Origin of the sequence: Pseudomonas lutea, assembly GCF_000759445.1 — a bacterium.
GTDB lineage: Bacteria > Pseudomonadota > Gammaproteobacteria > Pseudomonadales > Pseudomonadaceae > Aquipseudomonas > Aquipseudomonas lutea.
Genome location: NZ_JRMB01000001.1, coordinates 101,710 through 124,451 on the forward strand (window position 1 = coordinate 101,710; position 22,742 = coordinate 124,451).

Annotated in this window: 21 protein-coding genes; 13 read left to right on the top strand and 8 right to left on the bottom strand. The window is 58.1% G+C overall.

The window, feature by feature from the left end; translation table 11 throughout:
* Nucleotides 1–290: 290 nt before the first annotated feature.
* The 3 genes from LT42_RS00440 to LT42_RS00450 form a co-directional block, all read right to left on the bottom strand.
* On the bottom strand, nt 291–935 hold the full coding sequence (locus LT42_RS00440; protein WP_037008950.1) for a TetR/AcrR family transcriptional regulator: 645 nt from the start codon (nt 933–935) through the stop codon (nt 291–293).
* Nucleotides 936–939: 4 nt separating this feature from the next.
* Nucleotides 940–2,283, bottom strand: a complete 1,344-nt coding sequence (pssA, locus tag LT42_RS00445; RefSeq protein ID WP_037008952.1) for a CDP-diacylglycerol--serine O-phosphatidyltransferase — start codon at nt 2,281–2,283, stop codon at nt 940–942.
* Nucleotides 2,284–2,393: 110 nt separating this feature from the next.
* Nucleotides 2,394–3,398: an NADP-dependent oxidoreductase gene (locus LT42_RS00450; protein WP_037008955.1), complete on the bottom strand. Its 1,005-nt coding sequence runs from the start codon at nt 3,396–3,398 to the stop codon at nt 2,394–2,396.
* A gap of 299 nt (nt 3,399–3,697) precedes the next feature.
* Here LT42_RS00450 and LT42_RS00455 point away from each other — a divergent pair, with 299 nt between their 5' ends.
* From LT42_RS00455 to LT42_RS00465, 3 genes are all read left to right on the top strand, one after another.
* Nucleotides 3,698–4,459, top strand: coding sequence for an SDR family oxidoreductase (locus LT42_RS00455; protein WP_037008958.1), 762 nt, complete (start codon nt 3,698–3,700; stop codon nt 4,457–4,459).
* Between the two features lie 802 nt (nt 4,460–5,261).
* Entirely contained in the window at nt 5,262–6,734 is a 1,473-nt protein-coding gene (locus tag LT42_RS00460; protein ID WP_052074943.1) for a mechanosensitive ion channel domain-containing protein, read from the top strand.
* Nucleotides 6,735–6,812: 78 nt separating this feature from the next.
* Nucleotides 6,813–7,478, top strand: coding sequence for a polysaccharide lyase family 7 protein (locus tag LT42_RS00465; protein ID WP_037008961.1), 666 nt, complete (start codon nt 6,813–6,815; stop codon nt 7,476–7,478).
* Between the two features lie 73 nt (nt 7,479–7,551).
* Here LT42_RS00465 and LT42_RS00470 read toward each other — a convergent pair whose 3' ends face one another.
* Nucleotides 7,552–8,829, bottom strand: a complete 1,278-nt coding sequence (locus LT42_RS00470) for an MFS transporter (RefSeq protein WP_037008964.1) — start codon at nt 8,827–8,829, stop codon at nt 7,552–7,554.
* Nucleotides 8,830–8,963: 134 nt separating this feature from the next.
* Between LT42_RS00470 and LT42_RS00475 the strand changes: the two genes are divergently transcribed.
* The 3 genes from LT42_RS00475 (at nt 8,964) to LT42_RS00485 (ending at nt 12,714) form a co-directional block, all read left to right on the top strand.
* Entirely contained in the window at nt 8,964–9,422 is a 459-nt protein-coding gene (locus tag LT42_RS00475; protein ID WP_037008966.1) for a winged helix-turn-helix transcriptional regulator, read from the top strand.
* A 538-nt stretch (nt 9,423–9,960) separates the two neighbouring features.
* A complete protein-coding gene (gene copM, locus LT42_RS00480) occupies nt 9,961–10,302 on the top strand; it encodes a CopM family metallochaperone (RefSeq protein WP_037008967.1) in 342 nt (113 codons plus the stop codon).
* Nucleotides 10,303–10,626: 324 nt separating this feature from the next.
* The gene (locus LT42_RS00485) at nt 10,627–12,714 is read left to right on the top strand and encodes a glycosyl hydrolase family 28-related protein (protein ID WP_052074944.1); all 2,088 of its coding nucleotides are present in this window, start codon (nt 10,627–10,629) and stop codon (nt 12,712–12,714) included.
* 147 nt (nt 12,715–12,861) lie between these two features.
* On the opposite strand, the gene LT42_RS26100 is transcribed toward LT42_RS00485, so the two are convergent.
* On the bottom strand, nt 12,862–12,993 hold the full coding sequence (locus LT42_RS26100) for a hypothetical protein (protein WP_276209476.1): 132 nt from the start codon (nt 12,991–12,993) through the stop codon (nt 12,862–12,864).
* A 237-nt stretch (nt 12,994–13,230) separates the two neighbouring features.
* Here LT42_RS26100 and tnpA point away from each other — a divergent pair, with 237 nt between their 5' ends.
* The 3 genes from tnpA (at nt 13,231) to tnpC (ending at nt 15,505) form a co-directional block, all read left to right on the top strand.
* Entirely contained in the window at nt 13,231–13,620 is a 390-nt protein-coding gene (tnpA, locus tag LT42_RS25040) for an IS66-like element accessory protein TnpA (RefSeq protein WP_081955357.1), read from the top strand.
* Nucleotides 13,598–13,894: an IS66 family insertion sequence element accessory protein TnpB gene (tnpB, locus tag LT42_RS26105; protein WP_160176700.1), complete on the top strand. Its 297-nt coding sequence runs from the start codon at nt 13,598–13,600 to the stop codon at nt 13,892–13,894. Before tnpA ends, tnpB begins: the two co-directional genes overlap by 23 nt.
* Nucleotides 13,895–13,975: 81 nt before the next feature.
* Nucleotides 13,976–15,505: an IS66 family transposase gene (gene tnpC / locus LT42_RS00495; RefSeq protein WP_037008971.1), complete on the top strand. Its 1,530-nt coding sequence runs from the start codon at nt 13,976–13,978 to the stop codon at nt 15,503–15,505.
* 17 nt (nt 15,506–15,522) lie between these two features.
* Here the strand turns inward: tnpC and LT42_RS00500 are convergent, their stop codons facing one another.
* Nucleotides 15,523–15,981 (bottom strand): winged helix-turn-helix transcriptional regulator, encoded by a 459-nt coding sequence (locus LT42_RS00500; protein WP_037008973.1) that lies wholly within the window; start codon nt 15,979–15,981, stop codon nt 15,523–15,525.
* A gap of 96 nt (nt 15,982–16,077) precedes the next feature.
* On the opposite strand from LT42_RS00500, the gene LT42_RS00505 reads away from it, so the two are divergent.
* On the top strand, nt 16,078–17,025 hold the full coding sequence (locus LT42_RS00505) for an aromatic alcohol reductase (RefSeq protein WP_003173940.1): 948 nt from the start codon (nt 16,078–16,080) through the stop codon (nt 17,023–17,025).
* Nucleotides 17,026–17,487: 462 nt separating this feature from the next.
* On the opposite strand, the gene LT42_RS00510 is transcribed toward LT42_RS00505, so the two are convergent.
* The gene (locus tag LT42_RS00510) at nt 17,488–18,006 is read right to left on the bottom strand and encodes a cysteine hydrolase family protein (RefSeq protein ID WP_037008976.1); all 519 of its coding nucleotides are present in this window, start codon (nt 18,004–18,006) and stop codon (nt 17,488–17,490) included.
* Nucleotides 18,007–18,446: 440 nt separating this feature from the next.
* Here LT42_RS00510 and LT42_RS00515 point away from each other — a divergent pair, with 440 nt between their 5' ends.
* Nucleotides 18,447–19,067, top strand: a complete 621-nt coding sequence (locus LT42_RS00515) for a hypothetical protein (protein ID WP_037008978.1) — start codon at nt 18,447–18,449, stop codon at nt 19,065–19,067.
* A 55-nt stretch (nt 19,068–19,122) separates the two neighbouring features.
* On the opposite strand, the gene LT42_RS25875 is transcribed toward LT42_RS00515, so the two are convergent.
* Nucleotides 19,123–19,299 carry a hypothetical protein gene (locus LT42_RS25875; protein WP_160176701.1) on the bottom strand — a complete coding sequence of 59 codons (177 nt, stop codon included), beginning with the start codon at nt 19,297–19,299 and terminating at the stop codon, nt 19,123–19,125.
* A 428-nt stretch (nt 19,300–19,727) separates the two neighbouring features.
* Between LT42_RS25875 and LT42_RS25540 the strand changes: the two genes are divergently transcribed.
* Both LT42_RS25540 and LT42_RS00525 read left to right on the top strand, forming a co-directional pair.
* A complete protein-coding gene (locus tag LT42_RS25540; protein ID WP_152597563.1) occupies nt 19,728–20,186 on the top strand; it encodes a hypothetical protein in 459 nt (152 codons plus the stop codon).
* 263 nt (nt 20,187–20,449) lie between these two features.
* Nucleotides 20,450–22,534, top strand: coding sequence for a calcium-binding protein (locus LT42_RS00525; RefSeq protein WP_037008980.1), 2,085 nt, complete (start codon nt 20,450–20,452; stop codon nt 22,532–22,534).
* The last annotated feature ends 208 nt before the right edge of the window (nt 22,535–22,742 follow it).

Genomic DNA, 22,742 nt, shown 5'->3' on the forward strand with positions numbered 1-22,742 from the left:
GCAAGCCGGCTCCTACAGATTTGCGTATGCCGTACATTTCAGAGGTTGCCTGGATTTGCGTATGCCGCAGATTCCCGAGGGTGCCCGGATTAATTGTAGGAGCGCGCGTGCCCGCGAAAATGTCAGCCCTCGACATCGCCAAACCTGACCCACCGCATTCGCCAGCAAGCCGGCTCCTACAGATTTGCGTATGCCGCAGATTCAGAGGGTGCCCGGGATTAATTGTAGGAGCCGGCTTGCTGGCGAAGCGGTTTGGGGTGTTGCGCAAGCGCGGACGATTGTCGCTCGGCCTACCCCGGCAGCACCATGACTCCACGCACCACTATGTCCTGTATGAACGCCAGCCAGTCGGTGCGCTCACTTGGCGCGGCCATGTCCTGCCCAAGGAAGGAGGAGAGGGTGTGGAGGTTGGAGTTATAGAAGTAGCAGAGCGAGGCGATCATCAAATACACGTGCTTGATGTCCACGTCCTGACGAAACAGACCCTGCTGTTGCCCGGCGTCGATGATCGGTCTGAGCACACCCACGGCCTCGCCGGACAAGCGCCGGAGTTCGCCGGACTGGCGCGCGTGCTTACCCTTGTGCAGGTTCTCGATGCTGAGGATGGCAACGAATTCCGGGTGGCTGACGTAGTAATCCCACACGAAGGCCACCAACTGCCGCAGCGTTTGCACCGGCGTCGAGGGGTCCAGCTGCAAGGTGCTTTCGGCCCGGTTGAACTGCTCGTAAGTGTGCTCAAGCACTTTGACGAACAATTTCTCCTTGCTGCCGAAGTAGTAATAGATCATCCGGTCGTTGGACTCGGCCTCGGCGGAAATCTTCTCGATGCGCCCGCCCGAGTAGCCATCCCGGGTGAACACGGCGATGGCCGCCTGGAGTATCCGCGCACGGGTCTGGTCGGCTTGTTGTGCGCGCACGCCGGTGCTTTTACTCATGCGCTCACAGAATCCGGTACAGCAGACGCTCGACCCGCACCCGGCTGACCCGACGCAGGAACGTGCGCACGCCCACCGGGTATTCGCTCAACGTGTCTAGCTCGTCGAACTTGCCGACCCGATGGGTATTGCGCATCAGCAGCGCAATTTCTTCGGCGCGCGGTTTCAGCCATTCGCCCTTGGGATCATCGATCAGCACGGCGTTTTCCAGATCAAGCTGGAATGCCCGTGGATTGAGGTTGTTGCCGGTCAGCAAGGTGTAGCGATCGTCTGACCACAGGCCCTTCAGGTGGTAGGTATTGTCGCCGTCCTTCCACAAATGAATGTTCAACTGATGTTTGGCGATTGCCGTCTGATGCTTCTGCATGAAGCGGCGCAGACTGATCTCGTACAGGTACGGCAGCGCAGAAATCACCTTGAACGGTTCATCCGGCGGAATGAAGAAGTCGTTGGCGGTCTTGTCGCCAATGATGATGTCGACCTTCACGCCGCGCTTGAGCGCGCGGTTGATCTCACGCTTCACCACCAGTGGCATGTTGAAATACGGGGTGCAGAGCGTCAGTTGCTCGTTGGTTTCTGCGATCAGGTCGCACAGGGTTTTGCTCAGCGGATTCTTGTTACCGATGCCCAGCAGCGGGATGACCCGGAATTCGCCGTTGTCGCGCACGCCCTCATTGATGTCATAGCTGGCACGCTTGAGGTGCTGGCGAAACTGCCGGATCTCCCCGCGCAGGCTGCGCGAACTCGGCGGGGAGGGCAGGTCAAGGCGATGCACCGCCTCGGACGGCAGAATGTCCTTCTGCACCAGACGCTGGAACGAGTCCGCCAGGGCTTTGTTTTCAATCAAGTGATAGCGATCAAGCCGATATTTGGCGAGCTTGTGCAGGTAGACATTGTTGATGCTGGCGCCGCTGTAAACCACGCAGTCATCGATGACACTGCCCTTGAGGTGCAGCACGCCGAACAACTCCCGGGTTTGCACCGGCACGCCGTAAACAGGCACCTCCTGATCGTGCTCCAGGTTTTGCGCCTGATACCACGCCGAGTTTCCCGCCTGCTTGCCGGCGCCGATCAGCCCGCGCTGGGCGCGGAACCAGTCGACCAGCACCACGACGTCCAGCTCGGGGCGGGCGGCCTTGGCAGCGTAAAGCGCATCGAGAATTTCCTGGCCGGCTTCGTCCTGCTGCAAGTACAGCGCGACGATGTAAATGCGCCGGGTGGCCGCGGCAATCTTCGCCAGCAACGTCTGCCGGTAGTCGGCGGCGCTCGGCAAAAGGGTGATGGCCGTGCCGGAGGATTCAAAACCACGCAGCGCCGCAAGGGTAGAACGTCGGAAGGGAGCCCGCATAAGCCTCTCGATGGGTCGGATCAACAGCGCACGAGCTTACACCAGAGTGCGCCCTCTGGTGGTGATGGCAGCGGTATCGATGAGTTGTTCAGCTGATTATCAGCGACGCATTACACTTTCAGGATCAGCTTGCCGCTGTTCTCGCCCTTGAACAGCATCTGCAGCGTCTCGGGAAACGTCTCGAGGCCTTCGACAATGTGCTCTTTGCTTTTCAACTTGCCCTGGGCCAGCCAGCCGGCCATTTCCATCCCCGCTTTGGCGAAGTTTTCAACATGGTCCATCACCACGAAGCCTTCCATGCGCGCTCGGTTGACCAGCAGCGACAGGTAGTTGGCCGGGCCTTTGACGGCTTCCTTGTTGTTGTACTGGCTGATGGCACCGCAGATGACCACGCGCGCCTTGAGGGCCAGGCGCGTCAGCACGGCATCCAGAATGTCGCCGCCCACGTTGTCGAAATACACGTCCACGCCTTTCGGGCACTCGCGTTTCAGCGCCGCATGAATGTCCTCGTTTTTGTAGTCGATGGCGCCATCGAAGCCAAACTCATCGATCAACGTCTGGCACTTCTCCTTGCCACCCGCGATGCCGATGACCCGGCAGCCTTTGATTTTGGCGATCTGCCCGGCGATGCTGCCGACCGCACCCGCCGCGCCGGAGATCACCACGGTGTCACCGGCCTTGGGCTGACCGACTTCCAGCAAGGCGAAATACGCCGACATGCCGGTCATGCCCAGAGCGGCCAGATACACCGGCAGTGGCACGAGCTTGGGATCAACCTTGTTGAAGCCCTTGGGCTCGCCGACGAAATAATCCTGCACCCCGAGCACGCCCTGCACGTAATCGCCGACCGCGAATTTGGGGTGCTGCGACTCGATCACCTTGCCCGCACCCAGCGCGCGCATCACCGCACCCAGCTCAACGGGAGCGATGTAGGACTTGCCTTCGTTCATCCAGCCGCGCATGGCCGGGTCCAGCGACAGGTATTCACTCTTCACTTTGATTTGCCCGGGCGCCAGTTCGGCAACGGGCACCGTCTGGAAGGTGAAATCTTCACGGCTCGCGGCACCGACCGGGCGACGCGCGAGTAGGAATTGGCGGTTGTCTTGAGCAGTCATGGCGGGGTCTCGAATAGAAGGTGGTGGCGTTAACGGCGGTTGGAAGCGGTTAACGACGGCAAAAGCGGACCGGTGCAGTGATAGACCGGAAAGGTCCGGACATCAAGGTTTGCCACTGTAACGAATGCCGGTCGATCCACGCTGATGATGGCAGGTGCTGCTCCTCATCACCGTTGCCAATGGCTGAGCAACCGGGCTTCTGATAGTGCTGACGTTGGTCGTGCCGTGAACGCTAAGCTGCGGCGCATTCCCGGCGTGTGCCGAGCCTTCTATCAATAAGTACAAAAAGGGACGATTCCATGAGCATGACGTTTGCCGGTCAAGTGGCATTGGTGACGGGCGCAGCAGCGGGGATTGGGCGCGCCACCGCGCTTGCGTTTGCCGCCCACGGCCTGAAAGTACTGGTGGTGGACATGGACAGCGCGGGCGGCGAGGGCACGGCTGGATTGATTCGTCAGGCGGGAGGCGAGGCGCTGTTTCTGCCGTGCGATGTGACAAAGGACGCCCAGGTGCAGCAGATGATGGCGCAAGCGGTGGACGCCTACGGCCGCGTCGACTACGCCTTCAACAATGCCGGCATCGAAATCGAGAAGGGCCGGCTGGCCGAAGGCAGCGAGGCGGAATTCGACGCCATCATGGGCGTTAACGTCAAAGGCGTCTGGCTGTGCATGAAGTACCAGTTGCCGCTGATGCTGGCGCAAGGTGGTGGGGCGATCGTTAACACAGCGTCGGTCGCAGGGCTCGGCGCCGCGCCGAAGATGAGTATTTACAGTGCTTCCAAGCACGCCGTCATTGGTCTGACCAAATCGGCGGCCATCGAGTACGCCAAGAAACGCATCCGGGTCAATGCGGTGTGCCCGGCGGTGATCGACACCGACATGTTCCGCCGCGCCCACGAGGCCGACCCGCGCAAGGCCGAATTCGCCGCGACGATGCACCCGGTCGGGCGGATCGGCACGGTCGAAGAAATAGCCGCTGCGGTGCTCTACCTGTGCAGCGACGGCGCGGCGTTCACCACCGGGCATTCGCTGGCCGTGGACGGCGGGGTCACGGCGTTCTGATGCGTGAAGCCTTGCGCTGCCCGGCGGGCCGACTGACACCACGCCCCGGTTCGCCAGCAAGCCGGCTCCTACAGTTGATTCAGGCAATTTTGAAACGTGCGGCGTACGTCAATCTGTGGGGGCTGGCTTGCTGGCGAAGGTGGTGGGTCAGGTTTGGCGATGTTACGGGCTGAGATTTTTCGCGGGCAAGCGCGCTCCTACAATTGATCCGGGCAATCTGGGAATCTGCGACATACGCAAATCCGGGCGATCTCTGAATTTGCGGCGTACGCAAATTTGCTGGAGCCGGCTTGCTGGCGAACGCGGTGCGTCAGGTTTGGCGATGTCATGGGCTGAGATTTTTCGCGGGCAAGCGCGCTCCTACAATTGATCCGGGCAATCTGGGAATCTGCGACATACGCAAATCCGGGCAACCTCTGAAATGTGCGGCGTACGCGCATCTGTAGGAGCGCGCTTGCCCGCGAAGGTGGTTCGGGCAACATCAGTGGCGTTGTCATGCCCCGGTTCGCCAGCAAGCCGGCTCCTACAGTTGATCCAGGCAACCTTTGAAATTTGCGGCGTACGCAGATCTGTAGGAGCCGGCTTGCTGGCGAACGCGGTGGGTCAGGTTCGTCGATGTCACGGGCTGATATTTTTCGCGAGCAAGCGCGCTACAGAATCGGCATCAGCATCGGCATCAGCATCAGCATCAGCAACGGCATGCGCCCCGGACTCTCTCCGGCGAAGCTCAGACTTGTCGTCGACTTCTCCTTGCAAGGTATTCAGCTAAGCTGCACGAGCTGTCTACCCTCAGGGAATTTCGATGGATCATTTGTGGTTCGCCTATCCGTTGATCAGCGCCTCGGTGCTGCTGGTCATCGACCTCACGCTCTGGCAGTGGCTGCACCCGCGCTGGCTGCGGCGCAAAATGCTCTGCCGCCTGGTCTTGTTCATTCTGTTCAGCATGGCGCTGCTCGATGGCGGGCTCAGCCCGTTGTATCAGGTGCCCGCCGACTGGTCGGTCCCTCGCCATGTCCTGGCCACGATTCTAACCATCGCCTGGTGGCTGTTTGGTGCGAGAACGCTGACGGTGCTTGCCGTGGTCGTCATGGAACCGCGCATCGGGGGCAAAGGTCACCTTCTGCAAGATGTGATGGGCGCGATCATTTTCATCATCGCCGCGGTGGCTGCCGCCAGCTACGTGCTGGACCTGCCCGTCAAAGGGCTGCTGGCCACCTCCGGCGCGGTGGCGATCATCCTCGGCCTTGCCGTGCAGAGTACGCTGGGCGACGTGTTCTCCGGCATCGTGCTCAACGCGACCAAGCCTTTTCGGGTCGACGACTGGATTCGCGTCGACGACATCGAAGGCAAAGTGATCGAAATCGACTGGCGCTCCACCCATCTGCTCACCTCGGAAGGCAGCATGGCGGTGATTCCCAACGCCATGGCCGCCAAGACCCGTATCGTCAATTACAGCCGCCCGGACCACTTTCATTCGGTCACGCTGTCCATCGAACTGTCGACCCGCCTTCGCCCCAGCCTGGTCCTGGATTCCCTCGAAAAAGCCTTGCTCGGTTGCCGCGAACTGTTGGCGCAACCCAAGCCATCGGCGGTGGTGGTCAAGTCCGGTCTGCGCATCGTCGAGTACGAAGTCACCGGCTACGTCAAATCCCGCGACCGACGCGCCGCCGTGCGCAACCAGCTGTTTGATCTGATCCATCGTCAACTGGCCTCCACCGATACCCGCCAGGACCAGCAGCGCCCTGCGACGCGCCAGTCTGCCGTGCTCAACACCGTCAACGCCCTGCGCATGCTCAGCGACGCCGACCGTGCCCAACTGCAAGAGCATATGCACCTGAGCGCCTATGCAGCGAAGGACATTGTGCTGGCCGAGGGCGTGGTGCCTGAGGCGTTGTACATCATCGAATCCGGGATCATCTCTGTGTCTCTTCAACGGTCGGACGGCTGGCTGGAAGTCGGCCGCATGGGCCCGGGCGAGTTGATCGGCGAGACCGGTTTCGTCGACGCAAGCCCGACGCTGGGGCGTTTTTGTGCGTATACCGACTGCATGATCTACCGCATCGACAAGGCCGATCTGGAACCGTGGCTGGCCGAGCACCCTGAGCTGCTGGGCGCGTTGGCCGGGCTGGCGAAATTTCGCGCCAAGGCGCGTGCGGCGCTGCTGGAGACCAAGCCTGTGGTAGCGGATGCCAGCGGTTTCATGAGCTGGCTGCGCAAGAATGTGAGGCGGTTTGAGGTCACGCGGGGGCCGGGAGCTGATGACAGGAAGGGCTGATGAGTCTCGTGGTTGCAGGCTAGTAACCTGGACGGGGTAACCTGCAAAACAAACCACGACCCATTGGAAGGCCACGGCATGATCGATCTAAGCACCTGGAACCTGACCCTCCCGGTCGGCACGCCTGCCCGCGTCATCGAGACTCCGCGCCTGGTGGACGGTTACTCGGATTCGTACTTTCGCTCCGGCAATACGCTGTTTTTCTGGGCGCCGGTGACGGGCGGGACTACGTCCAAATCGGAGTTTCCGCGTAGCGAACTTCGCGAAACCTACAAGGGCGGGGAACTGCGCAACTGGACCTACCCTGAAGCCGATCACCGGATGACCGCCAGCTTGTCGGTCAACCAGGTGCCGTCGGAAGGCAGGGTGGTGATCGGGCAGATCCACATCTACAAGGGCAAGGGTCCGCTGCTGAAAGTCGAGTATGTCTATGACAAGGCCAAAAAGACCGGCAGCGTGATCGCCAACTACCGCCTCAAGCCGGGCAGCGCGGACACCAAGGTGGTGATTGCCGAGGACGTCGCACTGAGCGAGCGGTTCACTTACGAGGTTCGCTTGAGCTCGGCGGGTTACCTGCATGTGATCGCGCAAGGCAACCGATGGGGCAAGCAGCTCAGTAAAAGCTGGCAGGGCAAACAGCTCTATTTCAAGGCGGGGGTCTACACCCTGGATAACACCGGCTACAAGAACGAAGGCGGGCAGGTGACGTTCAACACGCTGGAGGCCATGCACAGCAAGGGTTGACGAGGCACGGCAGAGTGTCCTGCTGGACAAGCGCCAACCCGAATGCACGACTGATTCGGGCCAGCACCTGGCTTTAACGTGATCCTCCCTTGCCGGGGTCACGCACATGAGCTGTCAAATACCAGAGCACCAGTGCCGCTGCGCTGGTCGATGCACCCAAGAGGCAGACCGCGACCCATCCCCAGCGTGCATACACTTGGGTCGCTGCCACCGCGCCGACCGCGCTTCCGACCGAGTAGAAGCACATATAAGCGCCGACCAGACGGCTTTGGGCGTCAGGGCGCGCGGCGAAGATCAGGCTTTGGCTGGTGACGTGGACGGCTTGCACGGCGAAGTCGAGCAGTATCACCCCGCAGACCAGCGCGATCAGCGAAGTCTGGGCAAAGCCGATGGGTACCCAAGAAAGAGTCAGTACGCACAAAGCAAGACCGGTGACGCGCTGCCCTAAACCCTGGTCGGCCCACCGACCGGCCCTTCTGGCTGCCAGTGCGCCGGCCACTCCAGCCAGACCGAAAAGCCCGATTGCAGTATGCGACAGCGATAGAGGCGGGGCGCTCAGGGGCAAGACCATTGCCGTCCACAATACTGAAAATGAGGCGAAGATCAGCAACGCCAACAGACCCCGTATCCGCAGGACGGGTTCGCTCACCAGCAGCTTGAAAAGCGACCGGATGAGGGCGACATATGAGTCTCGAGTAGACGGCGAAGCAGCCTTTGGGATCGTTCTCCACAGCACTGCGCCAAGGATGAGCATCAAGCCTGAAGACAGAAAATAAACGGCGCGCCAGCCCGCCAGATCAGCGATCAGTCCGGACGCGAAGCGTGCCAGCAGGATCCCCAACACAATGCCACTGGTGACCGTGCCGACGGCTCGACCCCGTTGGGAGGGCGTTGCCAGCGACGCTGCATACGCCACGACCACTTGAACCACCACGGCCATCAAGCCCACAACGATAAGGGTGCCCAGCAGCACCAGCCAGGTAGGTGAAGCGCCGACGCCTGCGAGCGCCAGTGCTGACAGCAGGATCTGACCGAGGATTAGCCGTTTACGATTGACCCGGTCACCCAGCGGGACAATCAGCAGCAAACCCGCTGCATAGCCAGCCTGCGTCGCTGTCACTACGATTCCGATCACGGCCGGCGCCACCCCCAGGCTCTGCGCCATGGAATCGAGCAAAGGCTGAGCGAAATACACGTTGGCAACAGCCAAGGCGCAGGTGACGGCGAACAGCACGGTCAGAGCGGATGAAAGCCCGGTGTGATCATCATCTGCGGGAGTCGTTTGCACAGGTATCTGCGCCGGGTCGAAGCTGGACGACTGACGGGTCAACTGTTCGGTCTCGGCTGTCATAAAGGCTTCCATGTCAGTAAGCTGGTTTCAATTAAAAACTGGATCGGATTCTTGATAATCCAGTCTCTAATTGCAACCAGTATCTCGCCGGCTCTTGAAACAGATCCGGCCAATCAACATCGGAATAACGAGAAATGGCAGAAGAAGCCTCTCTACCCAGCAATGAATGTCCCGTAGCCAGAACGCTGGAAGCCATCGGCGATCGCTGGTCGCTGATGATCATCCGCGAAGCGTTTGACGATGTGCGCCGGTTCAGCGAATTTCAGAAAAACCTGGGCGTTGCCAGGAACATTCTGGCGTCGCGGCTCAAAGCACTGGTGGCGACAGGAGTGTTCGACGTCGCACCCGCGTCAGATGGCAGCGCCTACAAGGAGTACGTGCTGACGGATAAGGGGCGAGCCATTTTCCCCGTCGTGATCAGCATGAGGCAGTGGGGCGAACGCTACCTGTTTGCGCCGCAAGAGGCGCGCTCAGTGTTAGTGGACAATGCATCTGGTCAGCCTGTGAAGCCACTTGTCGTGCTTTCTTCGAGCGGCCAACCGCTAAGTCCCGGGGATTGTCACCGAGTACGGGTGTCAGTTGCGGATGCTTGAGACGGAGGGTACGCGACGCGCAGAGCCATGGTCCGAGTACCTGCGGCAGTCTTGATTGAACGGGCCGCGATAGTGAACCGGGCCTGTAGGCCGCCTGCCTGCTCTGTGGCGATAGCTGCTACCCGCATTGCCGCGCATTCGATCCAACACTCAGACGAGTTGCCGTACACCGAGCCCCAGAATCAGACCACCGCAAAGGCGATCAATAACTTTTCGGGCCTTTTGGTACATCGACGAAATCCTCGATTGCGACAGCATGACCGCCACAAGCCCATACCAGGTCAACGATCCAGGCACGCCGGCAACCCCGACAGCAGCACAGCCAGCCCCGATTATTGGACCTCCTCTTAGGGTGCGGTGAGCTGTCAGCAACGGCAAAATCCGCCGAGCCTGGCTGGGAGACCACCCGTCCTGGGTCGTCTAGGGCGCCGAGCACGGGAACATCCCGAAACGGCATTGGAAAATGCGCTTGACCTTGCTCTGGTGGGAAGGTCTAGCGTGACCGCTTCGTATCTGCCCTCATCCAGGATGCCCCTTCATGAAAAAGATTGCCGCCCTTATCAGCGTCATTGCCCTGCTTGCCGTCACAGCCGTCAGGGCTGACGAGACGGAGGACATCAAACAGATGCATGAGGCCTATCGGCAATCAATGGGCGCCATGAAAGACGACATGCATCACGGGATGATGAGTGACGACCCGGACGTTGCGTTCGCGGCAGGCATGCTGCCTCACCACGAAGGCGCGGTTGAGATGGCGGAGATCGAGCTCAAATACGGCAAGGATCCGCAGATTCTGGAGCTGGCGCGCAAGATTGTGGCGGCGCAGGCCGCGGAAATCGCGCAGATGAAGAACTGGCTCAAGGCTCATCCTGCCCACTAAAGCTGCAAAGTCCCGAGCCCTTGATCGGGAGCGCTGATATCCCAAGGAAAGGTTCTTAGTGGCCCGGCTACCCGCTGAACGTTGGGCCGCTATAGTCGGGCTAGATAGCTGCTCCCGACCCATGTGCGCTACACCCTCATACCATTTTTTCGCTTTGATCCCAATTTCGATAGACGGCGGTCGGCGCACTGGTAAACCCTTGGATCTCAACCACACTGTTGCGCAGTCCAACCCTCATGCAGTCTGTTCGTTGTCCGGGATCGCACCGCCTCATTGGCTCCCTGGTGGATAAGGAGACACTTGAATCCCCAGCAGAGAGTCATCATGGCAAAATTCAACGTTAAAGATTTCGGCGCGAAGGGTAATGGCAGCAGTGACGATACGCTCGCCATCCAAAAAGCCATCGATGCCGCCGCTGCGGCGGGCGGCGGACAGGTGTACTTGCCCGAGGGCACTTACATGGTCAGCGCAACGACTGGCAGTTGCCTCGCCCTGAAGAGCAATGTTTCACTGGTCGGCCAAGGCATGGGCGTCTCGACACTCAAGCTGGCGAACGACCTGCCTTCCGCTGTCACTGGCATCCTGACGGCCAACGGCACACACGATGTGGGGGCCAGCAAGCTGACGCTTGATGGCAACCTTCAGCACAACACGGGATATTTTTCAGGCTGGCTGAATGGCAGCGGGACTAATGTCAGGATTGATAGCGTAGAAGCCAAGAACGCAGCCGGCAACGGTTTCGATTTGCAGGGCACCGATGGTTTGGTGCAGGTAGAGCTGAGCAACAGCGTCGCCCATGACAATGACTACGGTGTGCGCGGCTATGCAATGACTGCCAGCCTGTTGCATGACAATGTCGCCTACGCAAACCGGACTGGTTTCAATGTCGGCGGCGATGTTCAGGTAGTGGACAACGACGCTTATAGCAATACCGACTTCGGAATATTCGTGCAAAGCACCGGCACTACCGTCAAGGGCGGCGAAGTCTACGGCAATGGCGATGACGGAATTCACACCGCGTTCGCCCGTCATTTCAAGATCACGGGCGTTGATATTCATGACAACAAGGGCAGCGGGATATACATCGCAAGCAGCGTAAACGGCGACGTCTTTTCAAACACAATCCACAATAATTCTCTAGGCAGCCCCGTGGCCGAAATTCAGGTATACGGCGTGACCAAGGTCAGTACCTCCAGCGAATCCCACGACATCCGGTTGACCGGGAATATCATCACTGGCAGCGAACAGTCCACTTACGGCATCCGCGAAAGCAACGTCGTGTTTGACAATTCGTACACGCACAACGTCATCAGTCACATCCAAACGGGCGCCATTGCCGCGCTCGCCAGCAGCGAAGTTTCGGACAATACCGACTCTATCTACATCTACGGTACCCGCTCAAACGACAAGCTCAACGGTGACATCACTCAAGATGTGATATACGGCGGCGCTGGCAACGACGCCCTTAACGGCAAGGGCAACAACGACACCCTGATCGGTGGCACTGGCGTAGACAAGCTCACCGGTGGCGAGGGGAATGATATTTTCCGCTTCCATACGGTCAGTGAGAGCTATCGCACCGCGACCAAGTCATATGCGGATGTGATCACCGATTTCGACGTGGCCCATGACAAGATCGACGTAGCAGGTGCCGGTATCGGCTTCACCGGGCTGGGGAATGGCCACAACCACACACTCTTGCTGGCTTACAACGAGGCCAAGAACGTCACTTATCTGAAGAATCTGGACGCGGACGTGCTGGGGCAACGGTTCGAGTTGGCCTTGAACGGCAACTTCCTGCATACCTTCACCAATGCCAATCTGCAATCCGTGATCCAGGGCACCGACGGCAGTGACAAGCTCATGGGAACCAGCGCTGCGGAAACCTTACTGGGCGGTGCAGGCAGGGACACGCTTAATGGGGGCGCCGGCGATGATCGACTCGACGGCGGGGCTGGCGGCGATACCCTGACGGGGGGCGCGGGCGCCGATACCTTCGTGTACGGCAACTTTCGAAACAGCCAGCGTTACGACAATGACGGCACCGCACAGCGGGACACGATCACTGACTTCAATGGGAACGAAAACGACGTCATCGATGTGTCTGCTACGGGTTTTCTTGGCTTGGGCAATGGGCACAACGGTACGCTCAAGGTGGTCGTGAACGCCGCCGGCACCCTGACCGCGCTCAAATCACTGGACGCCAGTGACCGGGACGGGGCGCGCTTCGAGTTGCTGCTGCAGGGCAACCACGTCGCGGATCTCACCCCGGCTCATTTGATATTCAAAGACTTTGACGGGAGTAAAGTTGTGTCCTCCTCGCCGCTACTGAGCACCGTAGACAGCCATACCGACGCGACGGCCATCAGCCTTATCGGCGTGGCAGAGCATGGGGGCGAGCATCTGGGCTGATCGGCAGGCAGATTGAGTTCGCCTCTCTACGGTATTGGTAAGAAACGCTCATCTGTCTTTGTATAGATGAGCCTTGGCGAATTCAGTCAGCAGGCAAGTGGTGTGCGCAGAAGCTGCCCATCTATACCTGGATTTCCCAGGTAGAGTTCATCGACGATGGCTGTCTATGCCTTCGGGGCTGAGCAGCCCCAACTGCAGCGCCTGCGGCACAACATCAATAAACGCGCGCACCTTTGAATTCAACGCAGATCGCTCTGTTGCGCCCGCGTAGATTTCCACCGGCTGTGACTCCACCCTGGCATCAGCGCAGTCGCCCCATTTTGCCAACGGCACCAGGACACCGCGCTTACGAGCGCAAGCACGGCCTGTCTGATGTTGGCCGACTTATGATTGTCGTTACCGTTAGTTGTGGGGTAACCGTCCGAGCAACACATCTTCCTGATGCCATCGGTTAAGGCGATGGTGTCCACCTAAATTTAAGTGGACACCATTTTTAGCCTTTTTAAGCGGACGCCCATGCCACAAGAACGCCGTTCCTATTCCAAGTCCTTCAAGGCCCAGGTCATTACTGAGTGCGCCCATCCTGACACTTCAATTGCCAATGTCGCCTTGACCCACAACCTCAATGCAAACCTCGTCCATAAATGGATTCGGGTGCATGCGCAGAAAAACCTGGCACTGCAAACTGCCTTCATCCCGGTCAAGACTTCGCCGCCGGTGCCGATGCATCAGGCCCTTCCTGCCACGATCCGAATCGAAGTGCCGCATCCAAAAGGTGTAGTCGTGGTGAGTTGGCCAGCAGAAATGCAGCGGCGTGTTCTGCTTTCCTACGAGACCTGCTGCGATGATCCGCGTCGATTCCATCTGTCTCGCCACCGAGCCCATGGACATGCGCGCCGGCACTGAAACCGCGCTCGCACGAGTCGTGGCGGTGTTCGGTGCGGCGAAGCCGCACTGTGCCTATATGTTCGCCAACCGCCGCGCCAATCGAATGAAAGTGCTGGTGCATGACGGCGTGGGGATTTGGCTTGCCGCCCGGCGTTTGAATCAAGGACGCTTCTTCTGGCCGGGTGTGCGACACGGCTCCGAAGTTGAGTTGGATGCCGAGCAACTTCAGGCCCTGGTGCTCGGTTTACCTTGGCAGCGCGTCGGTGCAGGCGGAATCATCTCGATGCTTTAACATCTGCCATGGCGTGCTTGCCAGCGCAATTGGCCCATCAGTCTATCGTCGCCATCAGCCCTCTCTGGCAAAATCGGCGGCATGACTTTGCATCCAAATCTCGATCAATTAAACCCTGAACAACTGCGTGCCCTGGCGGCGCAGTTGATCCAGCGCGTCGAGACAATGGACAAGCAAATCACTCATCACAAGTCGGTCAACGAGAAACTGGCCCACGAGATCGCGCTGCTCAAACGCTTCAAGTTTGCCAAGCGCAGCGAGCAGTTGAGCCCGGATCAAGCCAGCCTGCTCGACGACTTGATCGATACGGATATCGCCGCTATCGAAGCCGAACTTGAGGCGCTGCAACCGGCACCTGTCGAAGCCAAAGTGCGCCAGCAACCCAAGCGCGCACCGCTGCCACCGCAGTTTCCTCGCACACTGATCCATCACGAACCGGACAACAGCAACTGCCAGTGCGGCTGCGCCCTCAAGCGCATCGGCGAAGACGCCAGCGAAAAGCTCGACTACACGCCCGGCGTATTCACCGTCGAGCGTCACATCCGTGGAAAGTGGGCCTGCGAGCAGTGTGAAACGCTAATCCAGGCGCCGGTACCGGCGCACGTCATCGACAAAGGCGTCCCGACCGCAGGCCTGCTGGCCCACATCATGGTGGCCAAGTTCGCCGACCATCTGCCGCTGTATCGCCAAGAGAAAATCTTCGGCCGCGCCGGGCTGCCCATCGCCCGTTCGACACTGGCGCAGTGGGTGGGTCAAACCGGCGTACAACTGCAACCGCTCGTGGAAGCACTGCGCGAGGCAGTGCTGGCCCAGCGAGTCGTCCATGCCGATGAAACACCCGTGCAGATGCTGGCACCGGGTGAAAAGAAAACGCACCGAGCGTATGTCTGGGCCTACTGCACGACACCATTCTCGGCACTGAAGGCGGTGGTCTACTACTTCAGCCCGAGCCGTGCTGGCGAACATGCGCGCAACTTCCTGGGCACTTGGAACGGCAAGCTGGTCTGCGATGGCTTCGCAGGCTACAAGGCCGGCTTCGAAGGGGGCATCACCGAAATCGGCTGCATGGCCCATGCTCGCCGCAAGTTCTTCGACCTGCATGTGGCGAACAAAAGCCAACTGGCCGAACAGGCGCTGCACTCAATCGGCGGCCTATACGAGGTTGAACGAAAGGCCAAAGAGATGAGCGATGAAGATCGCTGGCGATTACGTCAAGAAATGGCGATTCCTATCGCGGAGAAGTTGCATGAGTGGATGCTGGCTCAGCGCGAACTTGTGCCCGAGGGCTCGGCCACAGCCAAGGCTCTGGATTACAGCCTGAAACGCTGGGTAGCGCTGACGCGCTACCTCAATGATGGTGCTGTGCCCATCGACAACAATCGGGTCGAAAATACGATCCGGCCTTGGGCCCTTGGCCGTTCGAATTGGCTCTTCGCCGGATCACTGCGCAGCGGTAAACGAGCGGCGACAATTATGAGCTTGATTCAATCGGCACGCATGAATGGGCATGATCCGTTCGCGTATCTCAAGGATGTACTGACGCGGTTGCCGACACAGAGGGCCAGTGCAATTGACCAATTACTACCGCATCAATGGGCACAGGGCTCCTAACACGCTATGAGCTACATTCAGTCCGACGCGTCTGAATCTAATGGTGTCGATGGAGGTATTTGCCATGCGGGTTTTTTGTCATCCTGACTGTCGAAAATACGCCGCGCCTTGCGGAAATCCTCAACGTTCTCGACAACCCAAGTCCAGATAGGTGACATGCGGATCAACAGTCCCATACCCAGCGGCGTCAGCTCATACTCGACACGTGGCGGAATCTCACCGAACTCCCGCCGAACCACTAGCCCATCCCGCTCCATGGAGCGTAGCGTCTTGGTTAACATCCGCTGAGTCACCCCAGCCATCTGCCTTTTTATTTCGGCATGGCGCATCGTGCCGTAAACCCCCAGGGCATGCAGAATACCTAACGACCAGCGGCTACCTGCGTGAGCAAGCACTTCTCGTCTGACGCCATCATCGTCTTCTCTAAGCGTTCGGCAAATTGTTTCTGCCTGGCTGAGAGCCTCCTGATCGGTCATTTCATTCTCTGGTATCACAGGTGTGCCTTCTTACGAACGTTGCCTAATCGTGCAAGCATTTGTTCATCTTACAGGCAACAGGTCTCAGGAGAAATCATGACCGAAGTGACCCAGCTTTCCCCCCAATCCATTCTCGTTCTAGGCGCCGGTGAGCTTGGGCTGCCGGTTCTGCGCAATCTTGCGCGAGTAGCAAAGCGCGCGCCCGGCTCCACAATCAGCGTCCTGCTCAGGGATTCGACCATCAACACTCAGGTGCCCGAGAAAAAGGTCGAAATCGATGAGCTTCGAGATCTTGGCATCCAGATGGTGGCCGCAGATCTCGTGAATAATTCAATCGATCAGTTGGCTGAAGTGTTCGCACGGTTCGATACCGTAATAGGCTGCGCAGGCATGGTTGCAGGCCGGGAAACCCCGATGAAGCTGGCTACAGCAGCTCTCAAGTCCGGTGTGAAGCGCTACTTTCCTTGGCAGTTTGGTGTCGACTTCGAGGTAATCGGTCGGGGCAGTCCTCAAGATCTGTTCGATGCTCAGCTTGATGTACGCGAATTGCTTCGCGCCCAGGATAAAACTGAATGGGTAATCATCTCGACGGGTATGTTCACCAGCTTTCTATTCGAGCCAGTATTCGAGGTGGTTGACTTCGAAAACGATACCGTGAACGCGCTAGGCAGTCTTGAGACCAGCGTGACGCTCACGACTCCAGAAGACATTGGTGCGTTGACAGCGGAAATTGTTTTCTTCGAACCTCGCTTCCGCGATCAGATTGTGTACCTCTCGGGAGATACAGTGACGTACGGAGAGGTTGCGAGCCTCCTCGAACGTGTACTGGGTCGCCCGTTCAAACGTAACGTGTGGACTGTTCCGTACTTGCTCCAAGAATTGGAGAGAGACCCAACGCATCACATCAAGAAGTACCGCGCTGTGTTCGCCCAGGGCAGAGGCGTGGCCTGGCCTAAAGCAGGCACTTTCAACGCGCAGCAGTCGACTCAAGTCACGACCGCTGAGGAGTGGGCCCGTGCAAATCTGGCAACCTCATCAGCATAAGGGCAGTAGCTGAACGAACGTTCTCGCGCTCGGAGTTGACCTGCTAAAAAGCTCCTCAGTCTGATAATGGGCGCTGATAACCGAAGCTAAGGCGCGGAGAATGGGTCTGGTAATCCAAGACGACCGAATCTTTATCTTATCCGCACCATCTGCCGAGGTCTGAGGCGTCCCACTTCACTATCTATTGAGTTTTCTAAGCGCGAATTCCGAACCACGGTGACTTAACCAAGCGCTTACTAAAGCCTTGCAAATGAGCGTGGTTTTGAGGAGCACGGGGGAGAATGGTGTGGTCAAGGTGTGTCTGCCGGACGCTTACGTTGTGGGTCGAATTCCGTCCTCATGAAAGGCAGCTATCGACCCTAAGCGGTCATTCATGAGGGTCAGCTAACGGCCGCCAGAGACCTGTAGCATGGAAAGCACCGAGGACTGATGACCCTGTACCGAGTCGATCATGGGACTTGACTAGAAACTCCATTCCTCGGCCTGGATGACTCGGCAGAATGGCCCGGCCAATGTTGCATTATGGTGGGCAATGATGGCCTCTGCTTGGAGCCCTGGAGTATCGGAGCAAGTATGTCCGTCTGCGATGAGCACAGCATCAAAGCCGCAATCGCGGGCAGCCCGGCAAGTACTGTCTACGCAGTATTGAGTTTTCATGCCTGTAACAACGACGCCTTCACAGCCGCGCTCGCGTAGCTGAGTTGCCAGGTCAGTCTGAACGAAGGCATTCGGGCGTTTTTTCTCGAAAATCACTTCGTCACCCATTAACTGTAACTCCTGAACGAGCTCGGTGAGCGGGCTACCCGGCTCAATCGGAGACCCTGCCGGACCTATATGGCGGGCAAGAAAGATAGGTGCGCCTGTTTCACGCGCACTTCTCATGAGTCCATTCAATGTATTGATAAGCGCTTGACCCGCCCAAGGTCTGTCCGGACCGTGAACAAGCCCTACCTGCATGTCGAGAATCAGAAGTGCATACATGTGCGTTTCCTTACGTGGGTGCCAGCAAAACCGGGGCAAAAAAAAGACCCGGTCCATTGCTGGCGGGTCTTTAGGGATCGTGTGCTGTTTTAACTCACACAACCTCCCACGACCCGCCGGTGGCGGTCGTGAAGGTTGTGGTCGATTCAAAGCGTGGTGTAATCATGAGACCGACGTTAACTTTAGCGGGACGGTCTTGCAAGTGAACATGCCCAGGATGAAAGTCATTTCGTAGGGATCGGACTCAATGACTGCTCCTGGCCGAGTCCCGCCTGTCCTGACCGGCAGTTGTGCGTCGATTCTGCCACCGTAATGTAAGCGTCCAGTCAAGTGATCCAGCTATCAGCACGAGGATGACTGCTTGCCGCCCATGCCGTAAGGTTCGCTACCAAAATCGCCACAGCCTTACAGTGGTGGTAATACAGCAAGGAGAGCGAACAATGAACACCTTCAAATCATCAGTTCAAAACGTAGCTGCGGCCATAGGCCTCATCGCAGCAGTGACAGTCGGTGGATGCGTGATGATCCCTTACGACACGCCAGAATCAAAAGCCCAAATCCAGCGCGATCTGAAAATTGCACCATCGGATATTCAAGCCGTGTCGGAAACGAACTGGTGCTTGTTCCCATATGGAAGCGAAGGCAGCTGCCGAGCCACTCAAGGCCTGGGAGTGTTGACCAGCAAAGGCCTGATCCTCAGTCTCTACAACAACCACACCTACACTGAAACCGCACGCATCCTCCCAGAACAAGTGCAGTGCGTGAAGACAGTTGGTGGTCGCACTGGAGTCGAACCGTTCGTTGTATTCACCAAAGACCGAGCGATCATGCTCGCCGTCATTACGCCGGCTGGGCAAATGAATGTGCCTGTGAAAGTCAGTTTCTTTGATTATCTGACGAAACCAGGGCAGCACGTCTTCGCTGGGACGGATGGCGGATATGTGCGCAAGTCGGGTCGACAGCAAACCGTGGGCGGAATGGTGTCAGGCACTACCGTCCCGTGGCATACAACACTCGACGTAACCGAGGTTTTTAACCCTTGCCCCCAGGTTACAGATTAACGAGGAGTGGTGCGTTCCCTCGCAAGCGGTGCGCGCATGCCGAAGCCCAGGGCTTTCATACGAAATCACTGACCTGGAACGGTTTATCCGTCGCGAAAATAGATTCATAGACCGCGTCGTCAAGTTCGTCACGGGCAAGGAACACGCTCGCACTATATGCGCGGGCCTTGCTAAACCAACCGTAAGATCCTTCGTCATCGCGCTCCAGCAGATAAAAGTATTTTTCCTCCATCTCAGCGCATAGAGTCTCAAGTCTAGCCCGACCTCCACACGACAACAGTTGAGCGACCTCATTAGAGTCGCCACCAACCTCATCAACCGCTCAGAGAACGATACGAGTAGCCACCCGCTTTTTCTCGGCGGGCTCCAGAGCATCCAAGGCACGGTGTACGTCTGGATTGATTGACTCCAAGCGGTCAGTCATGGGGCTTTAATCCTCAGAGCGGGCTTGCCGATTACACCTGCATTGCCACTCAAAAACACCGTAACACGTCAGAGAAGCTCTTCGAAGCCTCTTCACGCCGAAAGCCTCGTCTCGCAACGGGCTAAAATCGGCCAACAGCGATCACTCCTTACTTTCGCGTAATAGCTAGTCCTTACCTCTTCATCGGCGCTCCACGCGTTGCTAGCATCCACCTATTAATAACCCGAGTTCTTTCAATGCAACGGACTGCGGCTCTTTTAATTTTTACGGCCATCCTTTCCTTGTCAGCTTTGGCAGAGGATCAATTTCAGTGCGCTGGCGCAACCGTATCTATCGGGGTAGATATGACCATGCCATTGCGGTCAACAGAAGGCGCAGATGTGATCCTCCGGGTAGAAAGAGGCCCACGCTCCACCATCTTGCGGTACAGCAATGTGGATTTCGTTGGCGGCGAATGCGACACCGATGCAAATCACTCTAGCCGTGTGATCTATCAGGCTGTCTGCGGCGGTAGCGGTTGCCATGATTTATCCAACTGGGGAGTAATCGACCCTGAAAGCCTTCAGGCTCTGCTGGTGCCTTCGAACGATAGCCTTGAACCGGCCATTGCCCTGCTCGGACATAAGCCGGTGCTGAAGGGAAAACCGATGAGTGTGAGCGCTGAAGTACACCGCCTAGGGTTACCCACCCCGTAGCATTCGAGACATATGTCCTTTTTGGGTCGATAGCAGCCTGAGGTGAACCCTATCCAGCACCATCCAGGGGGGCGCACCTTCAGTACTTTCGATACCACGCCCATTAGCGATGAAGCACCGCCAGGGCTTCGCTCTCGACCTCTGTGGTAGTAGGCAATGGACCGTCCAGCGATTGTTATATCCCTCGGCAGGCCCGGCCAATGCAAACGGCAAAAGCTGAACTACAGTGGAGGATCCAACCCGAACCATTAAAGGATTAATTCGTGAACACTAACGCCAGCACGTCAGTACCCACTCACACTGTTACCACCGGCGTCGGCACGGTCAGTGTCGATCTTACAGGGCAGCTGGATTACGCAGAAAGCGTATTAGTGAACAGCAATGGCCAGATCCTGGTAGGTGGCTATAGCCAGCACCTTGCCTGGGGTTACCCCGGAGCGCCAGGCGAGGAGAGCTATGGTTACGAGCTTGATCACTCTGTGGTGCGGCTCGACCCGAACGGTCGCCTGGACACCGCGTTCGGCATGGGAGGCGTGGATGTCGTTCCGGCCAGCATAGATCTAGAGTGGGACTACGACATCATGGCTGTTCAGCCGGATGGGCGAGTGGTGGCTGCCCACTCGGTGGAAGGCGGCATACGGGTAGAGCGATTCAATAGTGACGGTACGCTCGACAGCACATTCGGCAAGGACGGCGTACAGACGATCGCTACCGACCTCTACGGCGGCATGGATCTCAAAGCTCAAGCTGATGGCACCGTGTATGTGAGCATTCGCGGCACCGGTCAGGTTGAGGTGACTAAACTGAGTAGCGATGGCGTCGTGATCACAGGCTTTGGTGACCAGGGGACGCTGGCGTTGAACACCACATCTGACCTTGGGAGTGGTGATATTTCAACCAGTATCCAGCGCGATGGCAGTGTTCTTCTCGGCGCGCTCTATATGGTCGAGGTTCCGCACGATTCGCCTACGGACATCCGCTTTGTTGACAAATACGTACTCCAGCGCTTTATGCCGGACGGTGAGCTGGACATTCGCTTTGGGGATCAGGGTATCCTCTACTTAGATACAGCCTTGGGTTTCAGAAGCGATTCTGAAGTGATCGTTCAAGCGGACGGTAAAATCATCGTGGTAGGCCACGACATTGCAAGCTCGGTGTCGAGTGTACTGCGGCTCAATGCCGACGGTTCCTTTGACACCAGCTTCGGCGAAAAGGGCATAGTCACTATCGGCGATAGCTCGCCAGACGCTGTCACGGTACAGGCAGATGGCAAAATCGTGGTCGCGGGCCTGCATAACCTTGACTTCAGTATCACGCGTCTCAATGCAGATGGCAGCCTCGATACCACCTTCGGCAGCCAGGACGGCAAGGTCCATATCGACGGTTACGTGGGGCAGGACATCCTGCGAGGCACAGAGGCCGCTGAATTCATTAACGGCTTTGCGGGCGACGATGTCTTGCAGGGCAATGGCGGGCGGGACGTGCTCACCGGCGGTGCCGGCGCAGATATATTCCGTTTCACTGACATAGCAGATAGCTACCGCACGAGCACCGGCCAAGCCAGTGACCGTATTGTGGATTTCGATGCCTCCCAAGACCGCGTTGACCTGATCGGCCTTGGTTTTGCTGGTCTTGGCAATGGCCACAACGGCACGCTCGCTGTACAAACGAATGCAGAAGGTACCCGTACATACTTGAAGAGTTACGATGCGGACGCCTCCGGGCATCGCTTTGAGCTGGTGCTGGACGGCAACCTGGCCAGTCAGCTGAACAGCGATAATGTGGTGACGGCACGCCCTGTCATCGAGGGCACCTCGGGCGGGGATACCATTACCGGTTCGGCCCTGTCGGAAGTGATTTACGGCCTCGCTGGCAACGACCGCATCAACGGCGGGGCAGGGTCCGATATCTTGATTGGGGGGCAGGGCGCTGACCAACTCAATGGTGGTGACAGAGGCGATTTCTCGTACTTTGTCGATAACCATCAAGACGACGATATCTTCCGCTACCTGTCTACCGACGACAGCTACCGTACCGACTCGAAAAGCTTTGTCGACCTGATCGTCGGGTTCGCAGGCCCTAGCGACAAGATCGATGTGTCGCAGTTGGGCTACACCGAATTCGGTGACGGCACAGGGACTACGTTAAAAATGGCCTACAACGGGGATCTGGACCGTACCTACCTCAAGGACCTAGATGAGGATAGCCAAGGCCACAGATTCGAAATTGCTTTGGCCGGTAACTGGCTCGATGTCTTGAACGAAGACAACATGGTATTCGCGCCCGTAGTGCCAGTGGAAGTGGTGGGGGCGGCGGCCACGCTGGACCCGAGCCATTACATTGCCTGATTGAGCACTGCTTCACTTGCACTGCGCCGCTTTGAGGCGGCGTGGTGCATTTCAAATTTCGCTGACCGCTAGGCCTGTTAGGGCTCAAGCCTCCAGCAAACTCTCGTTAATAGGTTGGTGGCTGCTGCCAGGATTTGCGTCGAGGAAGACATGGAGTAGCTTTTTTAGCAAGGTAGGATAGGACATTGGGCCGACTGCTAGCCAAAGC

Bases quoted from the DNA above. Each gene is read 5' to 3' on its own strand.
- LT42_RS00440 (WP_037008950.1), bottom strand. From the start codon at position 935: ATGAGTAAAAGCACCGGCGTGCGCGCACAACAAGCCGACCAGACCCGT.
- pssA (WP_037008952.1), bottom strand. From the start codon at position 2,283: ATGCGGGCTCCCTTCCGACGTTCTACCCTTGCGGCGCTGCGTGGTTTT.
- LT42_RS00450 (WP_037008955.1), bottom strand. From the start codon at position 3,398: ATGACTGCTCAAGACAACCGCCAATTCCTACTCGCGCGTCGCCCGGTC.
- LT42_RS00455 (WP_037008958.1), top strand. From the start codon at position 3,698: ATGAGCATGACGTTTGCCGGTCAAGTGGCATTGGTGACGGGCGCAGCA.
- LT42_RS00460 (WP_052074943.1), top strand. From the start codon at position 5,262: ATGGATCATTTGTGGTTCGCCTATCCGTTGATCAGCGCCTCGGTGCTG.
- LT42_RS00465 (WP_037008961.1), top strand. From the start codon at position 6,813: ATGATCGATCTAAGCACCTGGAACCTGACCCTCCCGGTCGGCACGCCT.
- LT42_RS00470 (WP_037008964.1), bottom strand. From the start codon at position 8,829: ATGACAGCCGAGACCGAACAGTTGACCCGTCAGTCGTCCAGCTTCGAC.
- LT42_RS00475 (WP_037008966.1), top strand. From the start codon at position 8,964: ATGGCAGAAGAAGCCTCTCTACCCAGCAATGAATGTCCCGTAGCCAGA.
- copM (WP_037008967.1), top strand. From the start codon at position 9,961: ATGAAAAAGATTGCCGCCCTTATCAGCGTCATTGCCCTGCTTGCCGTC.
- LT42_RS00485 (WP_052074944.1), top strand. From the start codon at position 10,627: ATGGCAAAATTCAACGTTAAAGATTTCGGCGCGAAGGGTAATGGCAGC.
- tnpA (WP_081955357.1), top strand. From the start codon at position 13,231: ATGCCACAAGAACGCCGTTCCTATTCCAAGTCCTTCAAGGCCCAGGTC.
- tnpB (WP_160176700.1), top strand. From the start codon at position 13,598: ATGGACATGCGCGCCGGCACTGAAACCGCGCTCGCACGAGTCGTGGCG.
- tnpC (WP_037008971.1), top strand. From the start codon at position 13,976: ATGACTTTGCATCCAAATCTCGATCAATTAAACCCTGAACAACTGCGT.
- LT42_RS00500 (WP_037008973.1), bottom strand. From the start codon at position 15,981: ATGACCGATCAGGAGGCTCTCAGCCAGGCAGAAACAATTTGCCGAACG.
- LT42_RS00505 (WP_003173940.1), top strand. From the start codon at position 16,078: ATGACCGAAGTGACCCAGCTTTCCCCCCAATCCATTCTCGTTCTAGGC.
- LT42_RS00510 (WP_037008976.1), bottom strand. From the start codon at position 18,006: ATGTATGCACTTCTGATTCTCGACATGCAGGTAGGGCTTGTTCACGGT.
- LT42_RS00515 (WP_037008978.1), top strand. From the start codon at position 18,447: ATGAACACCTTCAAATCATCAGTTCAAAACGTAGCTGCGGCCATAGGC.
- LT42_RS25875 (WP_160176701.1), bottom strand. From the start codon at position 19,299: ATGGAGGAAAAATACTTTTATCTGCTGGAGCGCGATGACGAAGGATCT.
- LT42_RS25540 (WP_152597563.1), top strand. From the start codon at position 19,728: ATGCAACGGACTGCGGCTCTTTTAATTTTTACGGCCATCCTTTCCTTG.